This window comes from Pseudomonas chlororaphis subsp. aurantiaca, assembly GCF_013466605.1.
Lineage (GTDB): Bacteria > Pseudomonadota > Gammaproteobacteria > Pseudomonadales > Pseudomonadaceae > Aquipseudomonas > Aquipseudomonas chlororaphis_I.
This window is the reverse complement of the sequence record NZ_CP059162.1, coordinates 6,660,107-6,677,187: the sequence shown is the minus strand read 5'-3', so window position 1 is coordinate 6,677,187 and position 17,081 is coordinate 6,660,107. Positions and strand designations below refer to the sequence as shown.

The window sequence follows — 17,081 nt, the reverse complement described above, 5'->3', positions numbered from 1 at the left end:
GGCTGACAGTCAACATCTTGATTGAATGTGGTTCCGCTATCGCGGGCAAGCCTCGCTCCTACAAGGGCTGGGCTCAGAGCATCCGTTCGAGGCCGATGGTATTGCTCATCCAGGCATTGAAGCGCCGCCACCAGCTGCCTGGCTCGCGGGTCAGGGTGTGCAATTGCTGGTTGTCTTCGGTGACCCAGACCAACTTGCCGTCCTGCAGCTTCGCTTCGTAGCTCAGGGCCGGCGCCATGCCTTGCAGCGCCAGGCTGCGAACGCGTTCGGCCAGCTCCGGGCTGTCCACCAGTACCCCGACTTCGGTGTTCCACAGCACCGAGCGCGGGTCGAAATTGAAGGAGCCGATAAAGGACTTCTGGCGATCGAAAATCATCGCCTTGCTGTGCAGGCTGGAGTCCGAGGCAGGATACGACGCGCTGTGGAACAGATGAGGGCCGCTGCCGCCACCGTTACCGGGTTGACGCCTCAGTTCGTAGAGTTTCACGCCGTGTTGCAGCAGCGCCTTGCGATACGGTGCGTAGCCGCCGTGGACCGCTGGTACGTCGGTGGCTTCCAGGGAGTTGGTCAGCAGGCTCACCGCAACCCCGGCGTCGGCGCGTCCGGTGAGGTAAACCAGGCCCGGTTGGCCGGGGACGAAGTAGGCCGAAACCATCATCAACTCTTTGCTGACGCTCTGTAGCTCCGGCGCCAGCTGGGTGGTCAACAGCAGGTGCGGGTCGGGCTCGCCGTCGGACAAGACTTTGCTCGGGGCGTCCCACAGCGCCTTGTTCCAGGCCCAGATCAGTTCCTTGCGCCAGACGTTCATGCGCGGCTGGGTCCGATAGGCCTTGAGCTCCTGAAACAGCGCATGATCCTGCTGCTGGACGTCGTCCAGCGATTGCTGCAGTTGCAGTCGGGTGTTGGCCAGTTCCCTGGCCGATGGCAGGCGTGACAGAAATTCGCCGATGGGTTTGCTCAGGGCACTGTTCCAGTACTGGTCGAAGCTGTGCCCGAGCTGTTCGGCCACCGGGCCGAAACCGAGGATGTCGATGTCGGTGAAGTTCAGGTTGGGTTCGGCATCGAAGTACTCGTCCCCCAGATTGCGCCCACCGACGATGGCCGCGCTGTTGTCCGCCAGCCACAGCTTGTTGTGCATCCGCCGATGTTGCAGCGACAGGTTGAACAGGCGCCCCATGGTACGGGTCACGCCGGTGCTGCGCCCCAGGTGCAGGGGGTTGAACAGGCGGATCTGTATCCGCGGATGGGCGGCGAGGGTGGCCATGGTCTGTTCCAGGCCGTCGCTGGTGGTGTCGTCCAGCAGGATGCGGATGCGCACGCCGCGGTCGGCGGCCTTGAGCAGTTCATCCACCAGCATCCGGGTGCTGATGCCGTCATGGACGATGTAGTACTGCAGGTCGAGGCTGCTCTGGGCGTTGCGGATCAGCTCGGCGCGAGCGATGAAGGCTTCGCTGCTGTCGGACAGCAGGCGAAAGCCGGAGCGTCCCTGATAGGCCGCGGCCTGGGCCTGGATCGAGCGACCGAAGGCCGAGTTGGTGGCTGGCAGTACCTGGCTGGGCTCGCGTGGCACATTGAGGCTGACGCAGCCGCCCAGGCACAGCGCGATCAGCATAAGGAAGGCCAAGGCCTGTCGGGATCTCAAGTCAGCTCATCTCGAATCGCAGCGGTGTTCTAGCTGTGACGCTGGTCTCACAGGAAAAGGTCAGTCCGTTGCGCACTCTTCAGCCAGCAGCTTGATGGCCGCGGCTCCGACTTTGCGTACGGCTTCCTCGATCTGTGCCGTTGGTTTGGCAGCGTAGTTCATCCGCAGGCAATTGCGGTATTTGCCCGAGGCCGAAAAGATGCTGCCCACGGCGATCTGCACGCCCTGGCCGAGCAGCGCGCGGTTCAGGCGCAGGGTATCGAAACCTTCCGGCAGTTCGACCCACAGCATGAACCCGCCTTGCGGCCGGCTGGCGCGGGTGCCGGTGGGGAAGTAGCGGCTGACCCAGTCGATCATCAGGTCACGGTTGCGTTGGTACTGGGTGCGCATGCGCCGCAGGTGCGGCTCGAAATTGCCGCTCTTGAGAAACTCGGCGATGGCGATCTGCGGCTGCGGCGCGGTGGAGCCGGTGCTGATGTATTTCATGTGCAGCACCCGCTCCAGGTAGCGCCCGGGGGCGACCCAGCCGATGCGCAGCCCCGGTGCCAGGGTCTTGGAGAAGGAACTGCACAGCAGCACCCGGCCATCGTCGTCGAACGACTTGATGGTCCGCGGGCGTGGGTAGGTGTAGGACAGCTCGCCATACACATCGTCTTCGATGATCGCCACGTCGAAGCGCTGGGCCAGGGTCAGCAGGGCCCGTTTGCGCGACTCCGGCATGATATAGCCCAGCGGGTTGTTGCAGTTGGGGGTCAACTGTATGGCCTTGATCGGCCATTGCTCCAGGGCCAGTTCCAGGGCATCGAGGCTGATGCCGGTGAGCGGGTCGGTGGGGATTTCCAGGGCCTTCATGCCCAGGCCCTTGAGGGTCTGCATGGCGCCATGGAAGCTCGGCGAGTCGACGGCGACGATATCCCCGGGCTCGCAGGTGGCGCGGATGCTGGTGGACAGGGCTTCATGGCAGCCGGTGGTGATCACCAGGTCGTTGGCGCCGATCTGGCAGCCGGAATCGAGCATCAGCCGCGCCAGCTGCTCACGCAGTTCGTGCACGCCGTAGATGGTGTCGTAATACAGGCCGGGCATGTCCTGGCGCCGGCTGATGCGGGCCAGCCCGCGCAGCAGGGGCTTGAGGGTCGGGCTGGTGACGTCGGGCATGCCGCGGCCCAGTTGGACGATGTCCTTGCGCGGCACGCTGCGGATCAGCTCCAGCACCTGGTCCCACTGCGAAATCTCCACTGGCCGCTGCGCCGGGCGGCCCACCACGGGCAGTGCCGGCAGCTCGCGACTGACCGGCACGAAGTAGCCGGATTTGGGCTTGGGCGTCGCCAGGCCGCTGTCCTCCAGCACCCGATAAGCCTGCTGCACGGTACTCAGGCTGACCCCGTGTTCGACACTCAAGGCCCGTACTGATGGCAGTCGGTCGCCGGGGCGATAGAAGCCTTGTTCGATACGTGTGCCCAGCAGTTCGGCGAGATTGACGTACAGGGTCATGGCGCAGCCTCGGGGTGATTTAATCGGGTAACCAGTACAGATGGCGCAAAATTACAGGATTCAGCCCGGATAGGGGAAATTCTGTATGGAAATAATAGCGGTGCTTTGAATCTGTAATGGTTTTTAGCTCCCGCGCATGATGTCTGCTCATAGCGACCCAAGTAAACAGGAGCAGCAAACATGAACGGCTTGAGCGATGTGCGTCTGTCGTTACACAGTCAGGAACTGGCGGCTGGGCAGGAGCGGGCAGCAGGGGCGACGTCCGCCCGCAATGCGCCGTCCGGCCTCGGTCTCTGGGGCCTGTACTGGCATCGACTGCGTACACGCAAGGCACTGCTTGAGTTGAGCACCGAACAGCTGCGCGATATCGGCCTGAGCCGCGAACAGGCGCGGCAGGAAGGGCTCAAGCCGTTCTGGCGGCTGTGAAAGCCTTCGCTGACCGGTAGCCGCTGGCGCAGCCTGCGATCGGTTGCGGAGCAATCGCAAAAAGGCCGCATCCAACTTCACCGGATGCGGCCTTTTTCATGCCTGTCGTGTGGCGGCTACGGCTATCAGATCAGCTCTTTCAACCGATGCCAGAGCATCCCCAGCGCCAGCAGGGGCGAGCGCAGGTGTTTGCCGCCCGGGAAGGTGATGTGCGGGACCTGGGCGAACAGATCGAAACCGCCGCTCTGTTGGCCGCTGATGGCTTCGGCCAGCAGCTTGCCGGCCAGGTGCGTGGCATTCACGCCGTGGCCCGAATAGGCCTGGGCGTAATACACATTGGGCTGGTCCTCGAGCCGGCCGATCTGCGGCAGGCGGTTGGCGCCGATGCCGATCATGCCGCCCCATTGATAGTCGATCTTCACCGCCGCCAGTTGCGGGAACACCTGCAGCATCTTCGGCCGCATATAAGCGGCGATGTCCCGCGGGTCGCGGCCGGAATAATGGCAGGCACCGCCGAACAGCAAGCGACGGTCGGCCGAAAGGCGGTAGTAGTCCAGGGCCACTCGCTGGTCGCAGACCGCCATGTTCTGGGGCAATAGGGCGTGGGCCAGCTCTTCGCTCAAGGGCTCGGTGGCGATGATGTAGCTGCCGGCCGGCAGCACCTTGCCACCCAGTTGCGGGTTGAGGTCGTTGAGGTAGGCGTTGCAGCCCAGCACCAGGGTGTTGGCGCGCACCGAACCCTGGGCGGTATGGACCTTGACCTGCGGCCCGTAATCGATGCGGGTCACGGCCGAGTGTTCGAACAGGCGCACGCCCAATTGCTGCGCGACCGCGGCTTCGCCCAGGGCCAGGTTCAGCGGGTGCAGGTGTCCCGAGCCCATGTCGATCAGGCCGCCGACGTAGCGGTCGGAACCCACCACACTGTGCATCTCATGGGCTTGCAGCAGACGGGTTTCATGGCGATAGCCCAGGTCGCGCAACTCTTGGGCATCTTCGGCGAAACCTTCGAGGTCGCGCGGCTTGTTGGCCAGGTCGCAATAACCCCAGGTCAGGTCGCAGGGAATCTGGAAGCGTTCGATGCGCTGGCGGACGATTTCCACCGCTTCCAGGCCCATCAGTTTCATCTGGCGCACGCCGTCCTCGCCGATTATCGGGGCGAACTGCTCGAGGCCGTGACCGACTCCGCGAATCAGTTGCCCGCCGTTGCGCCCGCTGGCGCCCCAGCCGATCTTGCACGCTTCCAGCAGGATGACGCTGAGCCCGCGCTCGGCCAGCTCGATCGCGGTGTTGAGCCCGGAGAAGCCGCCGCCGACCACGCATACATCCGCCTGATGCTCGCCGGCCAGCGCCGGATAATCGGGCTGGGGCAGGCTGCTGGCGGCATAGTAGGAGGCGGGGTGCGAATGGCCTGGCCCCGACGGCTGAACACGGGTGTTCATGTGGATCATCCTGATTCGTGTGTTTGGAAAATTTGACGGAGCATAAGCCGGACCTTTCCGGCGCGGCAACATTGGTCGGCCAGCGCTGTCTGGAACAGGGCTTTTAGGGCAAAATCGCCGCCTCTCCATACTCCCGGTAAGCGCTTCGATGAGCTGCAACAGCCAGAAAGTCCGCATGCTCCGACAGCAGATCCCCTCGTTCGAGTGCGTGCCTGGCTGCCACGACTGCTGCGGTCCGGTCACCACCTCGACCGAAGAGATGTCGCGCCTGCCGCGCAAGACCCGGGCCGAGCAGGACGCGGCGATGGAGGAGCTGAACTGTGTGCACCTGGGGCCCAACGGCTGCACGGTGTATGACGAGCGGCCACTGATCTGCCGCCTGTTCGGGACCACGCCGAGCCTGCCATGCCCCAACGGCCGGCGCCCGGTGGAGCTGATCCACCCGCGGGTGGAGAAGCAGATCCATGAATACATGGCCAGCACGCGGCAGGTGCTGGTCTGACCCGAGGCCATCGTGGACATGCATCATCTGTAGGAGCGAGGCTTGCCCGCGAAAGCGATTGCCGTGAGGGCAAGGGGTAATCAATCCGGAATCGGCAGGTTCAGGCTCTCTTTCACTTCTTCCATCACGATATAACTCTTGGATTCGCGCACGTGGGGCAGCTTGAGCAGGATGTCGCCCAGCAGTTTGCGGTACGAGGCCATTTCGGAAATCCGCGCCTTCACCAGATAGTCGAAGTCCCCCGACACCAGGTGGCATTCCAATACGTGCGGCAGTTTCAGCACCGCGCGCCGGAACTCCTCGAAGGTGTCGCCGGACTTGTAGTCCAGGCTGATTTCGACGAACACCAGCAGGCTACCCTTGAGGTGCTGCGGGTTGAGCCGGGCGTTGTAGCCCATGATGATGCCTTCGCGCTCCAGGCGGCGGACCCGCTCGGTGCACGGCGTGGTCGACAGCCCGACCTTTTCCCCCAGCTCGGTAAAGGAGATGCGCCCATCGGCCTGCAGGATGCGCAGGATATTGCGATCTATCTTGTCCAGCTCACGCTTTGTCTGATGGTTGGTACGCATAGGGGATGCGCCTCCGTGAAAAGGGTTTTTGCCGAGAATTCTCGCCAAATATAGGCGTTTATATAGTGAAAAGCACTGGTCATTGCTTTTTATACTGCGCGCATCTTCGCTCTGAATAACAAACGTCAGCGGTTATCCGCGATGAGGGATATGAAAATGCGCGTTCTGGTCTTGGGTAGCGGCGTGATCGGTACCACCAGTGCCTACTATCTGGCCCGTGCCGGTTTCGAAGTGACGGTTGTCGACCGTCAGCCGGCCGTTGCCATGGAAACCAGTTTCGCCAACGCCGGCCAGGTTTCGCCGGGTTATGCCTCGCCCTGGGCCGCGCCGGGCGTGCCGCTCAAGGCCATCAAGTGGCTGCTGCAGCGCCACGCGCCGCTGGCAATCAAGGCCACCGCCGATATCGATCAATACCTGTGGATGGCGCAGATGCTGCGCAACTGCACCGCTGCCCGCTATGCCGTGAACAAGGAGCGCATGGTCCGCCTGTCCGAGTACAGCCGCGACTGCCTCGACGAACTGCGCCTGGAGACCGGCATCGCCTATGAAGGCCGCAGCCTGGGGACCACCCAGCTGTTCCGCACCCAGGCGCAACTGGATGGCGCGGCCAAGGATATCGCCGTGCTCAAGGAATCCGGCGTACCTTTCGAAGTGCTGGACCGTGAAGGCATTGCCCGCGTCGAGCCGGCCCTGGCCAGCGTGACCGACATCCTGGCCGGCGCCCTGCGCCTGCCGAACGACCAGACCGGCGACTGCCAGATGTTCACCACGCGCCTGGCGCAAATGTGCACCAAGCTGGGTGTGGAATTCCGCTTCGACCAGAACATCCAGCGCCTGGACTTCGCCGGCGACCGCATCAACGGCGTCTGGATCGACGGCAAGCTGGAGACCGCCGACCGCTACGTGCTGGCCCTCGGCAGCTACTCGCCGCAACTGCTCAAGCCGCTGGGCATCAAGGCCCCGGTGTATCCGCTCAAGGGTTACTCGCTGACCGTGCCGATCACCAACCCGGCCATGGCCCCTACTTCGACCATCCTCGATGAAACCTACAAGGTGGCGATCACCCGTTTCGACAACCGTATTCGCGTTGGCGGCATGGCGGAAATCGCCGGTTTTGACCTCTCGCTGAACCCGCGTCGGCGCGAAACGCTGGAGATGATCGTCAACGATCTTTATCCTCAGGGCGGCGATCTGTCCCAGGCCAGTTTCTGGACCGGCCTGCGTCCTACCACTCCGGACGGCACGCCGATCGTTGGCGCCACACCCATGCGCAACCTGTTCTTGAACACCGGGCATGGCACGCTTGGCTGGACCATGGCTTGTGGTTCCGGTCGTCTGCTGGCCGATCTGATGGCGAAGAAAAAGCCGCAGATCAGCGCCGAAGGTCTCGATATTTCTCGTTACGGTAATCCTCAGGAGCCTGCAAAACATGTCAATCCAGCGCCAGCTCACCAATGAGCGCATGAGCCAGATCGTCGTTCACAGCGGTACCGTGTATCTGGCCGGGCAAGTCGGCGACGACCTGAACGCCGGGATTGAGCAGCAGACCCGTGAAACCCTCGCCAACATCGAGCGTTTGCTGGACCTGGCCGGCACCGACAAGTCGCGCCTGCTGTCGGTGACTATCTACCTGAAGGACATCGATGCGCACTTCGCCGGAATGAACAGCGTATGGGACCAGTGGCTGCCAAAAGGCGTCGCCCCCGCCCGCGCAACCGTCGAAGCCAAGCTCTGCGAACCGGAAATCCTGGTCGAGCTGTCCGTCGTGGCCGCTCTGCCTTAAGCAAGATCCCTCTCCCGGCGCCACCAATGGTTAACGCTGTCGGCCGGCGCCGGTTTTTTCTTCCCACATGACCGCCTAGAAGTCTGCCGCCATGCGTCCTGCCCGTGCCCTGATCGATCTTCAAGCCCTGCGTCACAACTACCAACTGGCCCGGGAAGCATCGCCGGGCGCCCGTGCGCTCGCCGTGATCAAGGCCGATGCCTATGGCCATGGCGCGGTGCGTTGCGCCCAGGCGCTGGAAGCCGAAGCCGATGGCTTTGCCGTGGCCTGTATCGAAGAAGCCCTGGAACTGCGGGCGGCGGGGATTCGCGCGCCAATATTGCTGCTTGAAGGTTTTTTCGAGGCCGACGAGTTGGACCTGATCGTCGAGCATGATTTCTGGTGCGTGGTGCATTCGCTGTGGCAGCTGGAAGCCATCGAGCAGGCCAGCGTCGCCAAGCCGCTGACGGTATGGCTCAAGCTGGATTCGGGCATGCACCGCGTCGGCCTGCATCCCAAGGATTACCAGCCGGCTTATCAACGGCTGCTGGCCAGCGGCAAGGTGGCGAAGATCGTGCTGATGAGCCACTTCGCCCGCGCCGACGAGCTCAGCTGCAGCCGCAGCGACGAGCAGGTCGCGGTGTTCGAGGCGGCGCGCCAGGGTTTGTCCGCCGAGATCAGCCTGCGCAACTCGCCGGCCGTGCTCGGCTGGCCGAATATCCCCAGTGACTGGGTACGCCCCGGCATCATGCTGTATGGCTCGACTCCGTTCGAAGAGCCGCATCCGTTGGCCGCGCGCCTGCAACCGGTGATGACCCTGGAGTCGAAGGTGATCTGCGTGCGCGAATTGCCGGCTGGCGAGCCGGTGGGGTACGGCGCCAAATTCGTTACGCCGCGGCCAATGCGGATCGGCGTGGTGGCCATGGGGTACGCCGACGGTTATCCGCGGCATGCGCCGACCGGTGCGCCGGTGCTGGTGGCGGGGCAGCGTACCCAACTGCTCGGCCGGGTTTCCATGGACATGCTGTGCATCGACCTGACCGACGTGCCAGAGGCCGGGCTGGGTTCTACCGTCGAGCTGTGGGGCAAGAACATCCTCGCCAGCGAGCTGGCGGCCGCCGCCGATACCATCCCTTACCAGCTGTTCTGCAACCTGCGCCGGGTGCCACGCGTCTATTCCGGGGGCTGAACAGCGTAGCGCACTGCCGAAAGTCGCCTTGCCCCCCGGGATTGGGGCCCAAGTGTTGTAAATACTGAACGCTATCGCCATGATAACGCTCAACTACAACAACGCCTGATCCCTAGGAGGCTGCCGCATTGGACGTCGGTGAACGACTGCAATCCATCCGTAAACTCAAAGGCCTTTCCCAGCGTGAACTCGCCAAGCGCGCGGGCGTCACCAACAGCACTATTTCGATGATCGAGAAGAACAGCGTCAGCCCCTCGATCAGTTCGCTGAGAAAGGTTCTTGGCGGCATTCCCATGTCGATGGTCGAGTTTTTCTCGGAAGAAATCCTCCAGGAAAAACCCACCCAGATCGTCTACAAAGCCAACGAGTTGATCGATATTTCCGATGGCGCGGTGACCATGAAACTGGTGGGCCGGGCGCATCCGAGCCGGGCGATCGCTTTTCTCAACGAGATCTATCCGCCGGGCGCCGACACCGGTGAAGAGATGCTCACCCACGAAGGCGAGGAAACCGGGATTCTCGTGGAAGGACGCCTGGAGCTGGTGGTGGGCCTTGAGACATTCGTGCTCGAAGCCGGTGACAGCTACTATTTCGAAAGCACCAAGCCGCACCGTTTCCGTAATCCTTTCGATGCGCCCGCGCGACTAATCAGCGCAGCCACGCCCGCGAACTTCTAATAGAAGAGGCGTCCTGCAAGGATTGCGGCGGTGCCCGAAGCAGTATTTCGCCCCTCTCTAATCCCCCTTTGAATCTAGGGTTGTTTCAGAGTGGCGGGCTAACCGCTATACTTGCGCCCGCCCGCGAAACCGTGGCCGTGGGCGTGACTAGCCACCATTGAGGGTGTACGCGTGAACCTAATTATGAAAATGCTGGCTGCACCAGCAACCATATTGGCCCTCTGGGCTGTCAGCGCTCAAGCTGCGACCAACGACGACATTGCCAAGCGCCTCGAGCCGGTTGGCCAGGTCTGCGTCCAGGGTCAGGAATGCAAGGGCATGGAAGTCGCTGTTGCCGCCGGTGGCGGTGGTGCGAAGACTCCAGACGAAGTGATTGCCAAGCATTGCAATGCTTGCCACGGCTCCGGCCTGCTGGGCGCGCCGAAAATCGGCGACGCCGCTGCCTGGAAAGAGCGTGCGGATCACCAGGGCGGCCTCGATGGCATCCTGGCCAAGGCCATTACCGGTATCAACGCCATGCCGCCTAAAGGCACCTGCGCCGACTGCTCCGACGAAGAGCTCAAGGGTGCCATCCAGAAGATGTCCGGCTTGAAGTAAGCGCGTATCTTCCGCAAAAAAGCCGCTTACGAGCGGCTTTTTTCATGCCTGCGATCCGGCCGGGACTGTTCATTGCAGCAAAGACCCGGCAAGCTCGATCCAACCTCAATTCATGGAAGGTTCTGGAGGATCGGATGGTGCAGTCATGTTCTATCGAGCGGGCGGTCGATGAGGTCCTGGCACGCTTGCCGGCGCATATTCACATGGGCATGCCGCTGGGGCTGGGTAAACCCAATCGCTTCGCCAATGCCCTGTATCGTCGGGTCGCGCAGTTGCCCGAACGCCAACTGACCATTTACACCGCCCTGAGCCTGGGCCGTCCGCCACTGGGCGATGGCCTGCAACGGCGCTTCCTCGAGCCCTTTATCGAGCAGGTCTTCGGCGACTACCCCGAGCTGGAATTCCTCGCCGACCTGCACCGCAACCAGGTGCCGGCCAATATCCATATCGAACAGTTCTTCATGCAGCCCGGTAGCCTGCTCAACAGCGCAACGGCGCAGCAGGATTACGTCTGCAGCAACTACAGCCACGCCGCGCGCGACATCAATGCAGCCGGCCTGAACCTGGTCGCGCAACTGGTGGCCCGGGACCCGCAACAGGCCGACCGCCTGAGCCTGAGTTGCAACCCGGACATCACCCTCGACCTGCTGCCGATGATCGCCGAGCGACGTGCCGCCGGCGAAACCATCCTGCTGCTGGGCCAGGTGCATCGCGACCTGCCTTACATGCCGGGCGACGCCGAGATCGACGCCGCCACCTTCGACCTGCTGATCGACGAAGAGGAGAGCAGTACACTGTTTTCCACGCCGAACATGCCGGTGGGGTTCCAGGATCATTTTATCGGCCTGCACGCCAGCACCCTGGTGCGCGACGGCGGCACCCTGCAGATCGGCATCGGCGCCATGGGCGATGCGCTGACGGCGGCGTTACTGGCGCGCCAGGCGGATAACGACGGTTATCGGGCGCTGCTGGCGGACCTGGAGATCCAGTGCTGGAAGCCGCTGATCGAGCGCGAAGGCGGGGTGGAGCCTTTCGCCAAGGGCCTGTATGGCTGCAGCGAGATGTTCGTCAACGGCCTGCTGGCCCTGGCCGATGCTGGCATCGTGCGGCGCAAGGTCTATCCCTCGGTGGCCCTGCAGCAACAGGCCAACGCCGGGACCCTGGATGAAGACCAGGCGCTGGGCGGGGTGTCGGTGCATGGCGGCTTTTTCCTCGGGCCGCGCAGTTTCTACCAGCGTCTCAGGGACCTGCCCAAGAGCAAGCTCGGCGAGTTCAACATGACCGCCATCAGCTACATCAACGAGCTGTATGGCCAGGAAGAGCTCAAGCGCCTGCAGCGCCAGGACGCGCGGTTCATCAACAGCTCGATCATGGTCACCTTGCTGGGTGCCGGGGTCGCGGATCAGTTGGAAGACGGCCGGGTGCTCAGTGGCGTCGGCGGGCAATACAACTTTGTCGCCCAGGGCCATGCGCTGCGAGGCGCGCGCTCGATCCTGATCCTGCGCAGCTGGCGCGAATCCGCGGGCCTGGTCAGTTCCAATATCGTTTGGGAATACGGCCACTGCACCATCCCGCGACACCTGCGGGACATCGTGGTCACCGAGTACGGCATCGCCGATCTGCGTGGCAAGACCGATGCGAAGGTGATCGAAGCGCTGCTCAATATCAGCGACTCGCGGTTTCAGCCGGGCCTGATCGAACAGGCACAGAAGGCCGGCAAGCTGCCCAAGGATTTCCGCCTCGATCCGCGCTTCACCGACAACCACCCACAACGCCTGCTGGCGATCCAGGCGCAGCACCGGCACCTGTTCCCGGAGTACCCGTTGGGCAGCGACTTCAGTGCAGAGGAGCGGGATTTGCTGCGGGCGCTGAACTGGCTGAAGAGCAAGTTCAAGCTCAGCGAGATTCTCGAATTGGGCAAGGCTGCGCTGGATGCGCCGCCGCCCGAGGCTTTCCCGGCGCATCTGCAGCGGATGCAGTTGGTGAAGCCCGATGGCTGGCGCGAGGAGATCTATCAGCGTTTGCTGCTGGCCGCCTTACGCGAGACGGCGCAGGTATAAGGTAGACGCCTGGGCAGCGTCATCGCGGGCAAGCCTCGCTCCTGCAGAAGCGGGCGACGTCTGTGGGTGCGAGGCTTGCTTGCGATTGAAGAGGCAACGCCTCTTTAGATAAAGCTCACCACGCCACCGGCCAGGGACTTGACCCGGGCCAGGGATTCCACGCGATAGCCTTGCGCGTCCAGTTCGGCGCGGCCGCCCTGGAATGACTTCTCGATCACGATACCCAGGCCGGCCACGGTGGCGCCCGCCTGCTTGATGATCGAGATCAGCGCCTGGGACGCCTTACCGTTGGCCAGGAAGTCATCGATGATCAGCACGCGGTCGCTGCTGGTCAGGTGACGCGGGGAAATCGCCACGGTGCTTTCGGTCTGCTTGGTGAACGAATACACGGTCGCCGACAGCAGGTTTTCGGTCAGGGTCAGGGACTGGTGCTTGCGCGCGAAGATCACCGGTACGCCCAGGTTCAGGCCGGTCATGATCGCCGGAGCGATGCCCGAGGCTTCGATGGTGACGATCTTGGTGATGCCCGAATCCTTGAACAGCGTGGCGAATTCGTCGCCGATCAGCTTCATCAAGGCCGGGTCGATCTGGTGGTTCAGAAAGGCGTCGACTTTCAGGACCTGGTCGGAAAGCACGATGCCTTCTTCGCGAATTTTCTTGTGCAGTGCTTCCATGAAGCTTTCCTCTTTTGACGCCTTGTGCGCCTGAGCTCTGATAAAAGATGTTCGGTTAAAAATGCTTGGGTTGAAAATGCTGCGGCTAAAAAGTGTTCAATTCTAGCGTTTTAACATCGCCCGTATATCCGCCAGCGCGTTATTGCCGCGAACGGCTTTGACCTCGGTCGGGGTGTCGTCGTTGCCTTCCCACGCCAGGTCGTCCGGCGGCAGTTCGTCAAGGAAGCGGCTGGGGGCGCAGTCGATGATTTCACCGTACTGCTTGCGCTTGGCGGCGAAGGTGAAGGCCAGGGTCTGGCGCGCGCGGGTGATGCCCACGTAGGCCAGGCGGCGTTCTTCCTCGATGGTGTCGGCTTCGATACTGGAGCGGTGGGGGAGGATTTCCTCCTCCATGCCCATGATGAATACATAGGGGAATTCCAGGCCCTTGGAGGCATGCAGGGTCATCATCTGCACGCCCTCGGCACCGTCTTCCTCTTCCTGCTGACGCTCCAGCATGTCGCGCAATACCAGCTTGCCGATGGCGTCTTCGACGGTCATTTCGCCGTCTTCGTCTTTTTCCAGGGTGTTCTTCAGCGCCTCGATCAGGAACCACACGTTACCCATGCGGTAGTCGGCGGCCTTGTCGCTGGAGCTGTTGGTGCGCAGCCAGTTCTCGTAGTCGATGTCCATGACCATGCTGCGCAGGGCGGAGATCGGGTCTTCGCCGGCGCACTGCTCGCGCACCTTGTCCATGAAGCGCTTGAAGCGCGCCAGGCGGTCGGTGAAGCGGCTGTCCAAATGCTCGCCCAGGCCGATCTCGTCGGTGGCGGCGTACATCGAGATCTTGCGTTCGGTGGCGTAGTTGCCGAGCTTTTCCAGGGTGGTGGAGCCGATTTCCCGGCGCGGCACGTTGATCACCCGCAGGAAGGCGTTGTCGTCGTCCGGGTTCACGATCAGGCGGAAGTAGGCCATCAGGTCCTTCACTTCCTGGCGCCCGAAGAAGCTGTTGCCGCCGGACAGGCGATAGGGAATCTGGTGATGCTGCAGCTTCAGCTCGATCAGCTTGGCCTGGTAGTTGCCGCGATAGAGGATCGCGAAATCGCTGTAGGGGCGGTCGGTGCGCAAGTGCAGGCTGAGAATTTCCATGGCCACCCGCTCGGCCTCGGCGTCCTCGTTGCGGCAGCGGATCACGCGGATCTCGTCGCCATGGCCCATCTCACTCCACAGCTGTTTCTCGAACTCGTGGGGATTGTTGGAGATCAGCACGTTGGCGCAACGCAGGATGCGGCTGGTGGAGCGGTAGTTCTGCTCGAGCATCACCACCTTCAAGGACGGGTAGTCCTCCTTGAGCAGCATCAGGTTTTCCGGGCGGGCGCCGCGCCAGGCGTAGATCGACTGGTCGTCGTCGCCCACCACGGTGAACTGGTTGCGCTTGCCGATGAGCATTTTCACCAGCAGGTACTGGCTGGCGTTGGTGTCCTGGTATTCGTCCACCAGCAGGTAGCGCACCTTGTTCTGCCACTTCTCCAGGATGTCGGCGTGTTCCTCGAACAGCTTCACCGGCAGCAGGATCAGGTCGTCGAAGTCCACCGCGTTGAACGCCTTGAGCGTGCGCTGGTAGTGGGTGTAGACGATGGCCGCGGTCTGTTCCTTGGGATTGCGCGCATTCTCCAGGGCCTGGGCCGGCAGGATCAGGTCGTTCTTCCAGGCGCCGATCATGTTCTTGATCTCGTCGACGCCATCGTCGCCCGAGTATTCCTTTTGCATGATGTCGGTCATCAGGGCCTTGACGTCGGTCTCGTCGAAGATCGAGAAGCCCGGCTTGTAGCCCAGCCGCACATGCTCCTTGCGGATGATGTTCAGCCCCAGGTTGTGGAAGGTCGACACGGTCAGGCCGCGGCCTTCGCCACTGCGCAGCAGGGTGCCGACCCGCTCCTTCATCTCCCGCGCGGCCTTGTTGGTGAAGGTCATGGCGACGATGTACTGCGCGCGAATGCCGCAGTTCTGGATCAGGTGGGCGATCTTGCGCGTGATTACACTGGTCTTGCCGGAGCCTGCACCGGCGAGCACCAAAAGAGGGCCGCCGACATAGTTCACGGCTTCTTGCTGCCGGGGATTGAGTCGGGACATGACGAAAAAAGGGGTCTGTAGCGAAATGGGCGGGCATTTTAACAGGCTGGACGGATTCTGCTGCTCTCTCCGACTTGTGACGCAGCACGCTATCTAAATTTGCCGGTTTTGATACTTTCCCTCAGGATGCGCGCTGAATATGCGTCTAATGTTCGAGTTAGAGCGGTACAAGAAATTGCGCTTGATAATCAATATCATTTGTCATTGTTTATCCACGCGTCATAATGCCCGCCGCCAACTTCTATTACAGAGTCTAGGGAGCTAGCTTGTCCAAGCCTGTCGAACCCTTGCGCTTGCTGCTGCTGGCCGAAGAGCCGGCGTGGGCAGCGTTGTTGCGCGAGTGTCTCGCTCCGTTGGGAGACTCGGTGGTGCTGATCAGTGCGCCGACCTGGGAATCTGTCAGCCGTCTGTTCGATGAAGACCGCTCTGCGATTCTGTTGACCGTTCCCCAACTGCAACCGGCTCCCGGTCGTTGCAGCCTGCCCACGGTATTGCTGCTGGAGCAGGAGCCGCTGAACACGCCAGCCGGCGCCAGCGACTGGCTGGTGAATAAAAACCTCAGTACCGATACGGTGCGCCGTTGCCTGCGCCATGTGCGTGAGCGCGGGGTGCTGGAAAGCACCCTGTTGCGCCTGGCCGAGCAGGACCCTTTGACCGGCATCGCCAACCGCCAGGGTTTCCAGACCCTGCTGGCGGCGCGCCTGGCGGAAAACGAAGGGCGCGGATTGGCGCTGGGGCACCTGGATCTGGACAACTTCCGGCATGCCAACGATGCGCTGGGCCACCAGGCCGGCGACCGGTTGATCCTGCAAGTGGTCTCGCGGCTCAAGAGCCAGCTTGAGGCCGGGGACCAGCTGGCGCGCCTGGGCAGCGACGAGTTCGCCCTGCTGATCGATACCCGCCGGGCGCCGCAGCGCGCCGAGTGGATGGCCGAGCGCATCGTCGAAGTCATGGCCGAGCCGTACTGGATCGATGGCGAAAGCCTGTTGATCGGCTGCAGCCTGGGCATCGCCCACGCCAGGGCGAATGCCGGCGCCGACCCGCTGATGTGGCATGCGCACATCGCCATGCAGCAGGCCAAAAGCACCCAGGGCTGTACCTTTCATATCTTCAACGAACGCATCAACCGCAATGCCCGCAGCCTCGCCGACCTGGAAAGCGAACTGCGCCGGGCCTTGCGCCGCGACGAGCTGGAGCTGCACTACCAGCCGCGCCTGAACCTGCATGACGGGCAGATCGTCGGCCTCGAGGCCCTGGTGCGCTGGCGCCATGGCGAGCGCGGGCTGTTGCCGCCGAGCGAGTTCGTGCCGCTGGCCGAGCAGAGCGGCCTGATCGTGCCGCTGGGCTACTGGGTGATCTCCCGGGCGCTGCGCGACATGCAGGCCCTGCGCGAACGCGGCCTGGCGCCGCTGCACATGGCGGTCAACCTGTCGTTCCGCCAGTTCCAGGACAGCCAGCTGCTGTCGACTCTCAGCCGGCTGATCGCCGAGCGGGGTGTCGAGGCGCAATGGCTGGAGTTCGAGTTGACCGAAACCGCGGTGATGCGCCGCAGCGATCTGGTCAAGCAGACCATGGACGCGCTGGGCCGGTTGGGGGTGCGGTTTTCCCTGGACGATTTCGGCACCGGGTTCTCGTCTTTCGTGCACCTCAACAGCCTGCCGATTGCCTTGCTCAAGATCGACAAGAGCTTCGTTGGCGGCATGGAGCAGCGCGAAGAGAACCGCAAGCTGGTGCACGCCATGATCAACCTGGCTCACAACCTCCATCTCGAGGTGGTGGCCGAAGGCGTGGAAACCCCCGAGCAACTGGCCTTGCTGCGCAGCTTCGGTTGCGATCAGGCGCAAGGCTACCTGATCAGCAAGCCGCTGCCGCTGGCGGAACTGGTGGAATACCTGACGTTCGGCGCAAGCCAGCAGGTCCTGGTCGGCGAGGTCAGCTGAC

At 62.8% G+C, this 17,081-nt stretch carries 15 protein-coding genes; 9 read left to right on the top strand and 6 right to left on the bottom strand.

The features are described 5' to 3' along the window. Positions 1-73 precede the first annotated feature (73 nt). On the bottom strand, positions 74-1,612 hold the full coding sequence (locus H0I86_RS30665) for a phospholipase D family protein (RefSeq protein ID WP_373369394.1): 1,539 nt from the start codon (positions 1,610-1,612) through the stop codon (positions 74-76). A 90-nt stretch (positions 1,613-1,702) separates the two neighbouring features. Further along, on the bottom strand, positions 1,703-3,133 hold the full coding sequence (locus tag H0I86_RS30660; protein ID WP_180923259.1) for an aminotransferase-like domain-containing protein: 1,431 nt from the start codon (positions 3,131-3,133) through the stop codon (positions 1,703-1,705). A gap of 180 nt (positions 3,134-3,313) precedes the next feature. On the opposite strand from H0I86_RS30660, the gene H0I86_RS30655 reads away from it, so the two are divergent. Continuing rightward, positions 3,314-3,559, top strand: coding sequence for a DUF1127 domain-containing protein (locus H0I86_RS30655; protein ID WP_016703163.1), 246 nt, complete (start codon positions 3,314-3,316; stop codon positions 3,557-3,559). 125 nt (positions 3,560-3,684) lie between these two features. Here the strand turns inward: H0I86_RS30655 and H0I86_RS30650 are convergent, their stop codons facing one another. Beyond that, complete coding sequence (locus tag H0I86_RS30650; RefSeq protein ID WP_180923258.1) at positions 3,685-4,998, bottom strand: NAD(P)/FAD-dependent oxidoreductase; 1,314 nt, start codon at positions 4,996-4,998, stop codon at positions 3,685-3,687. 148 nt (positions 4,999-5,146) lie between these two features. Here H0I86_RS30650 and H0I86_RS30645 point away from each other — a divergent pair, with 148 nt between their 5' ends. Further along, positions 5,147-5,500 carry a YkgJ family cysteine cluster protein gene (locus tag H0I86_RS30645; RefSeq protein ID WP_009051553.1) on the top strand — a complete coding sequence of 118 codons (354 nt, stop codon included), beginning with the start codon at positions 5,147-5,149 and terminating at the stop codon, positions 5,498-5,500. Positions 5,501-5,580: 80 nt separating this feature from the next. On the opposite strand, the gene H0I86_RS30640 is transcribed toward H0I86_RS30645, so the two are convergent. Next, entirely contained in the window at positions 5,581-6,069 is a 489-nt protein-coding gene (locus H0I86_RS30640) for an Lrp/AsnC ligand binding domain-containing protein (RefSeq protein WP_017125528.1), read from the bottom strand. A 156-nt stretch (positions 6,070-6,225) separates the two neighbouring features. Here H0I86_RS30640 and dadA point away from each other — a divergent pair, with 156 nt between their 5' ends. The 6 genes from dadA (at position 6,226) to H0I86_RS30610 (ending at position 12,354) form a co-directional block, all read left to right on the top strand. After that, positions 6,226-7,527 carry a D-amino acid dehydrogenase gene (gene dadA / locus H0I86_RS30635; RefSeq protein WP_023967834.1) on the top strand — a complete coding sequence of 434 codons (1,302 nt, stop codon included), beginning with the start codon at positions 6,226-6,228 and terminating at the stop codon, positions 7,525-7,527. Next, positions 7,499-7,852 (top strand): RidA family protein, encoded by a 354-nt coding sequence (locus tag H0I86_RS30630; protein ID WP_009046176.1) that lies wholly within the window; start codon positions 7,499-7,501, stop codon positions 7,850-7,852. Before dadA ends, H0I86_RS30630 begins: the two co-directional genes overlap by 29 nt. Before the next feature lie 91 nt (positions 7,853-7,943). Continuing rightward, a complete protein-coding gene (gene alr, locus H0I86_RS30625; RefSeq protein WP_180923257.1) occupies positions 7,944-9,020 on the top strand; it encodes an alanine racemase in 1,077 nt (358 codons plus the stop codon). Positions 9,021-9,148: 128 nt separating this feature from the next. Continuing rightward, positions 9,149-9,697, top strand: a complete 549-nt coding sequence (locus H0I86_RS30620; protein WP_007932420.1) for a cupin domain-containing protein — start codon at positions 9,149-9,151, stop codon at positions 9,695-9,697. Positions 9,698-9,880: 183 nt separating this feature from the next. Then, entirely contained in the window at positions 9,881-10,294 is a 414-nt protein-coding gene (locus tag H0I86_RS30615) for a c-type cytochrome (RefSeq protein ID WP_180923256.1), read from the top strand. 134 nt (positions 10,295-10,428) lie between these two features. Continuing rightward, positions 10,429-12,354: an acetyl-CoA hydrolase/transferase C-terminal domain-containing protein gene (locus tag H0I86_RS30610; RefSeq protein WP_180923255.1), complete on the top strand. Its 1,926-nt coding sequence runs from the start codon at positions 10,429-10,431 to the stop codon at positions 12,352-12,354. A 104-nt stretch (positions 12,355-12,458) separates the two neighbouring features. Here H0I86_RS30610 and H0I86_RS30605 read toward each other — a convergent pair whose 3' ends face one another. Both H0I86_RS30605 and rep read right to left on the bottom strand, forming a co-directional pair. Beyond that, positions 12,459-13,028: a xanthine phosphoribosyltransferase gene (locus H0I86_RS30605; RefSeq protein ID WP_009051549.1), complete on the bottom strand. Its 570-nt coding sequence runs from the start codon at positions 13,026-13,028 to the stop codon at positions 12,459-12,461. A 102-nt stretch (positions 13,029-13,130) separates the two neighbouring features. After that, entirely contained in the window at positions 13,131-15,140 is a 2,010-nt protein-coding gene (gene rep, locus H0I86_RS30600; protein ID WP_009046172.1) for a DNA helicase Rep, read from the bottom strand. A 266-nt stretch (positions 15,141-15,406) separates the two neighbouring features. Here rep and H0I86_RS30595 point away from each other — a divergent pair, with 266 nt between their 5' ends. Continuing rightward, a complete protein-coding gene (locus tag H0I86_RS30595) occupies positions 15,407-17,080 on the top strand; it encodes a putative bifunctional diguanylate cyclase/phosphodiesterase (protein WP_180923254.1) in 1,674 nt (557 codons plus the stop codon). Position 17,081: the final 1 nt, after the last annotated feature.

Coding starts and splice junctions, on each gene's coding strand:
- H0I86_RS30665 (WP_373369394.1), bottom strand. CDS start 1,612: ATGCTGATCGCGCTGTGCCTGGGCGGCTGCGTCAGCCTCAATGTGCCA.
- H0I86_RS30660 (WP_180923259.1), bottom strand. CDS start 3,133: ATGACCCTGTACGTCAATCTCGCCGAACTGCTGGGCACACGTATCGAA.
- H0I86_RS30655 (WP_016703163.1), top strand. CDS start 3,314: ATGAACGGCTTGAGCGATGTGCGTCTGTCGTTACACAGTCAGGAACTG.
- H0I86_RS30650 (WP_180923258.1), bottom strand. CDS start 4,998: ATGAACACCCGTGTTCAGCCGTCGGGGCCAGGCCATTCGCACCCCGCC.
- H0I86_RS30645 (WP_009051553.1), top strand. CDS start 5,147: ATGAGCTGCAACAGCCAGAAAGTCCGCATGCTCCGACAGCAGATCCCC.
- H0I86_RS30640 (WP_017125528.1), bottom strand. CDS start 6,069: ATGCGTACCAACCATCAGACAAAGCGTGAGCTGGACAAGATAGATCGC.
- dadA (WP_023967834.1), top strand. CDS start 6,226: ATGCGCGTTCTGGTCTTGGGTAGCGGCGTGATCGGTACCACCAGTGCC.
- H0I86_RS30630 (WP_009046176.1), top strand. CDS start 7,499: ATGTCAATCCAGCGCCAGCTCACCAATGAGCGCATGAGCCAGATCGTC.
- alr (WP_180923257.1), top strand. CDS start 7,944: ATGCGTCCTGCCCGTGCCCTGATCGATCTTCAAGCCCTGCGTCACAAC.
- H0I86_RS30615 (WP_180923256.1), top strand. CDS start 9,881: ATGAAAATGCTGGCTGCACCAGCAACCATATTGGCCCTCTGGGCTGTC.
- H0I86_RS30610 (WP_180923255.1), top strand. CDS start 10,429: ATGGTGCAGTCATGTTCTATCGAGCGGGCGGTCGATGAGGTCCTGGCA.
- H0I86_RS30605 (WP_009051549.1), bottom strand. CDS start 13,028: ATGGAAGCACTGCACAAGAAAATTCGCGAAGAAGGCATCGTGCTTTCC.
- rep (WP_009046172.1), bottom strand. CDS start 15,140: ATGTCCCGACTCAATCCCCGGCAGCAAGAAGCCGTGAACTATGTCGGC.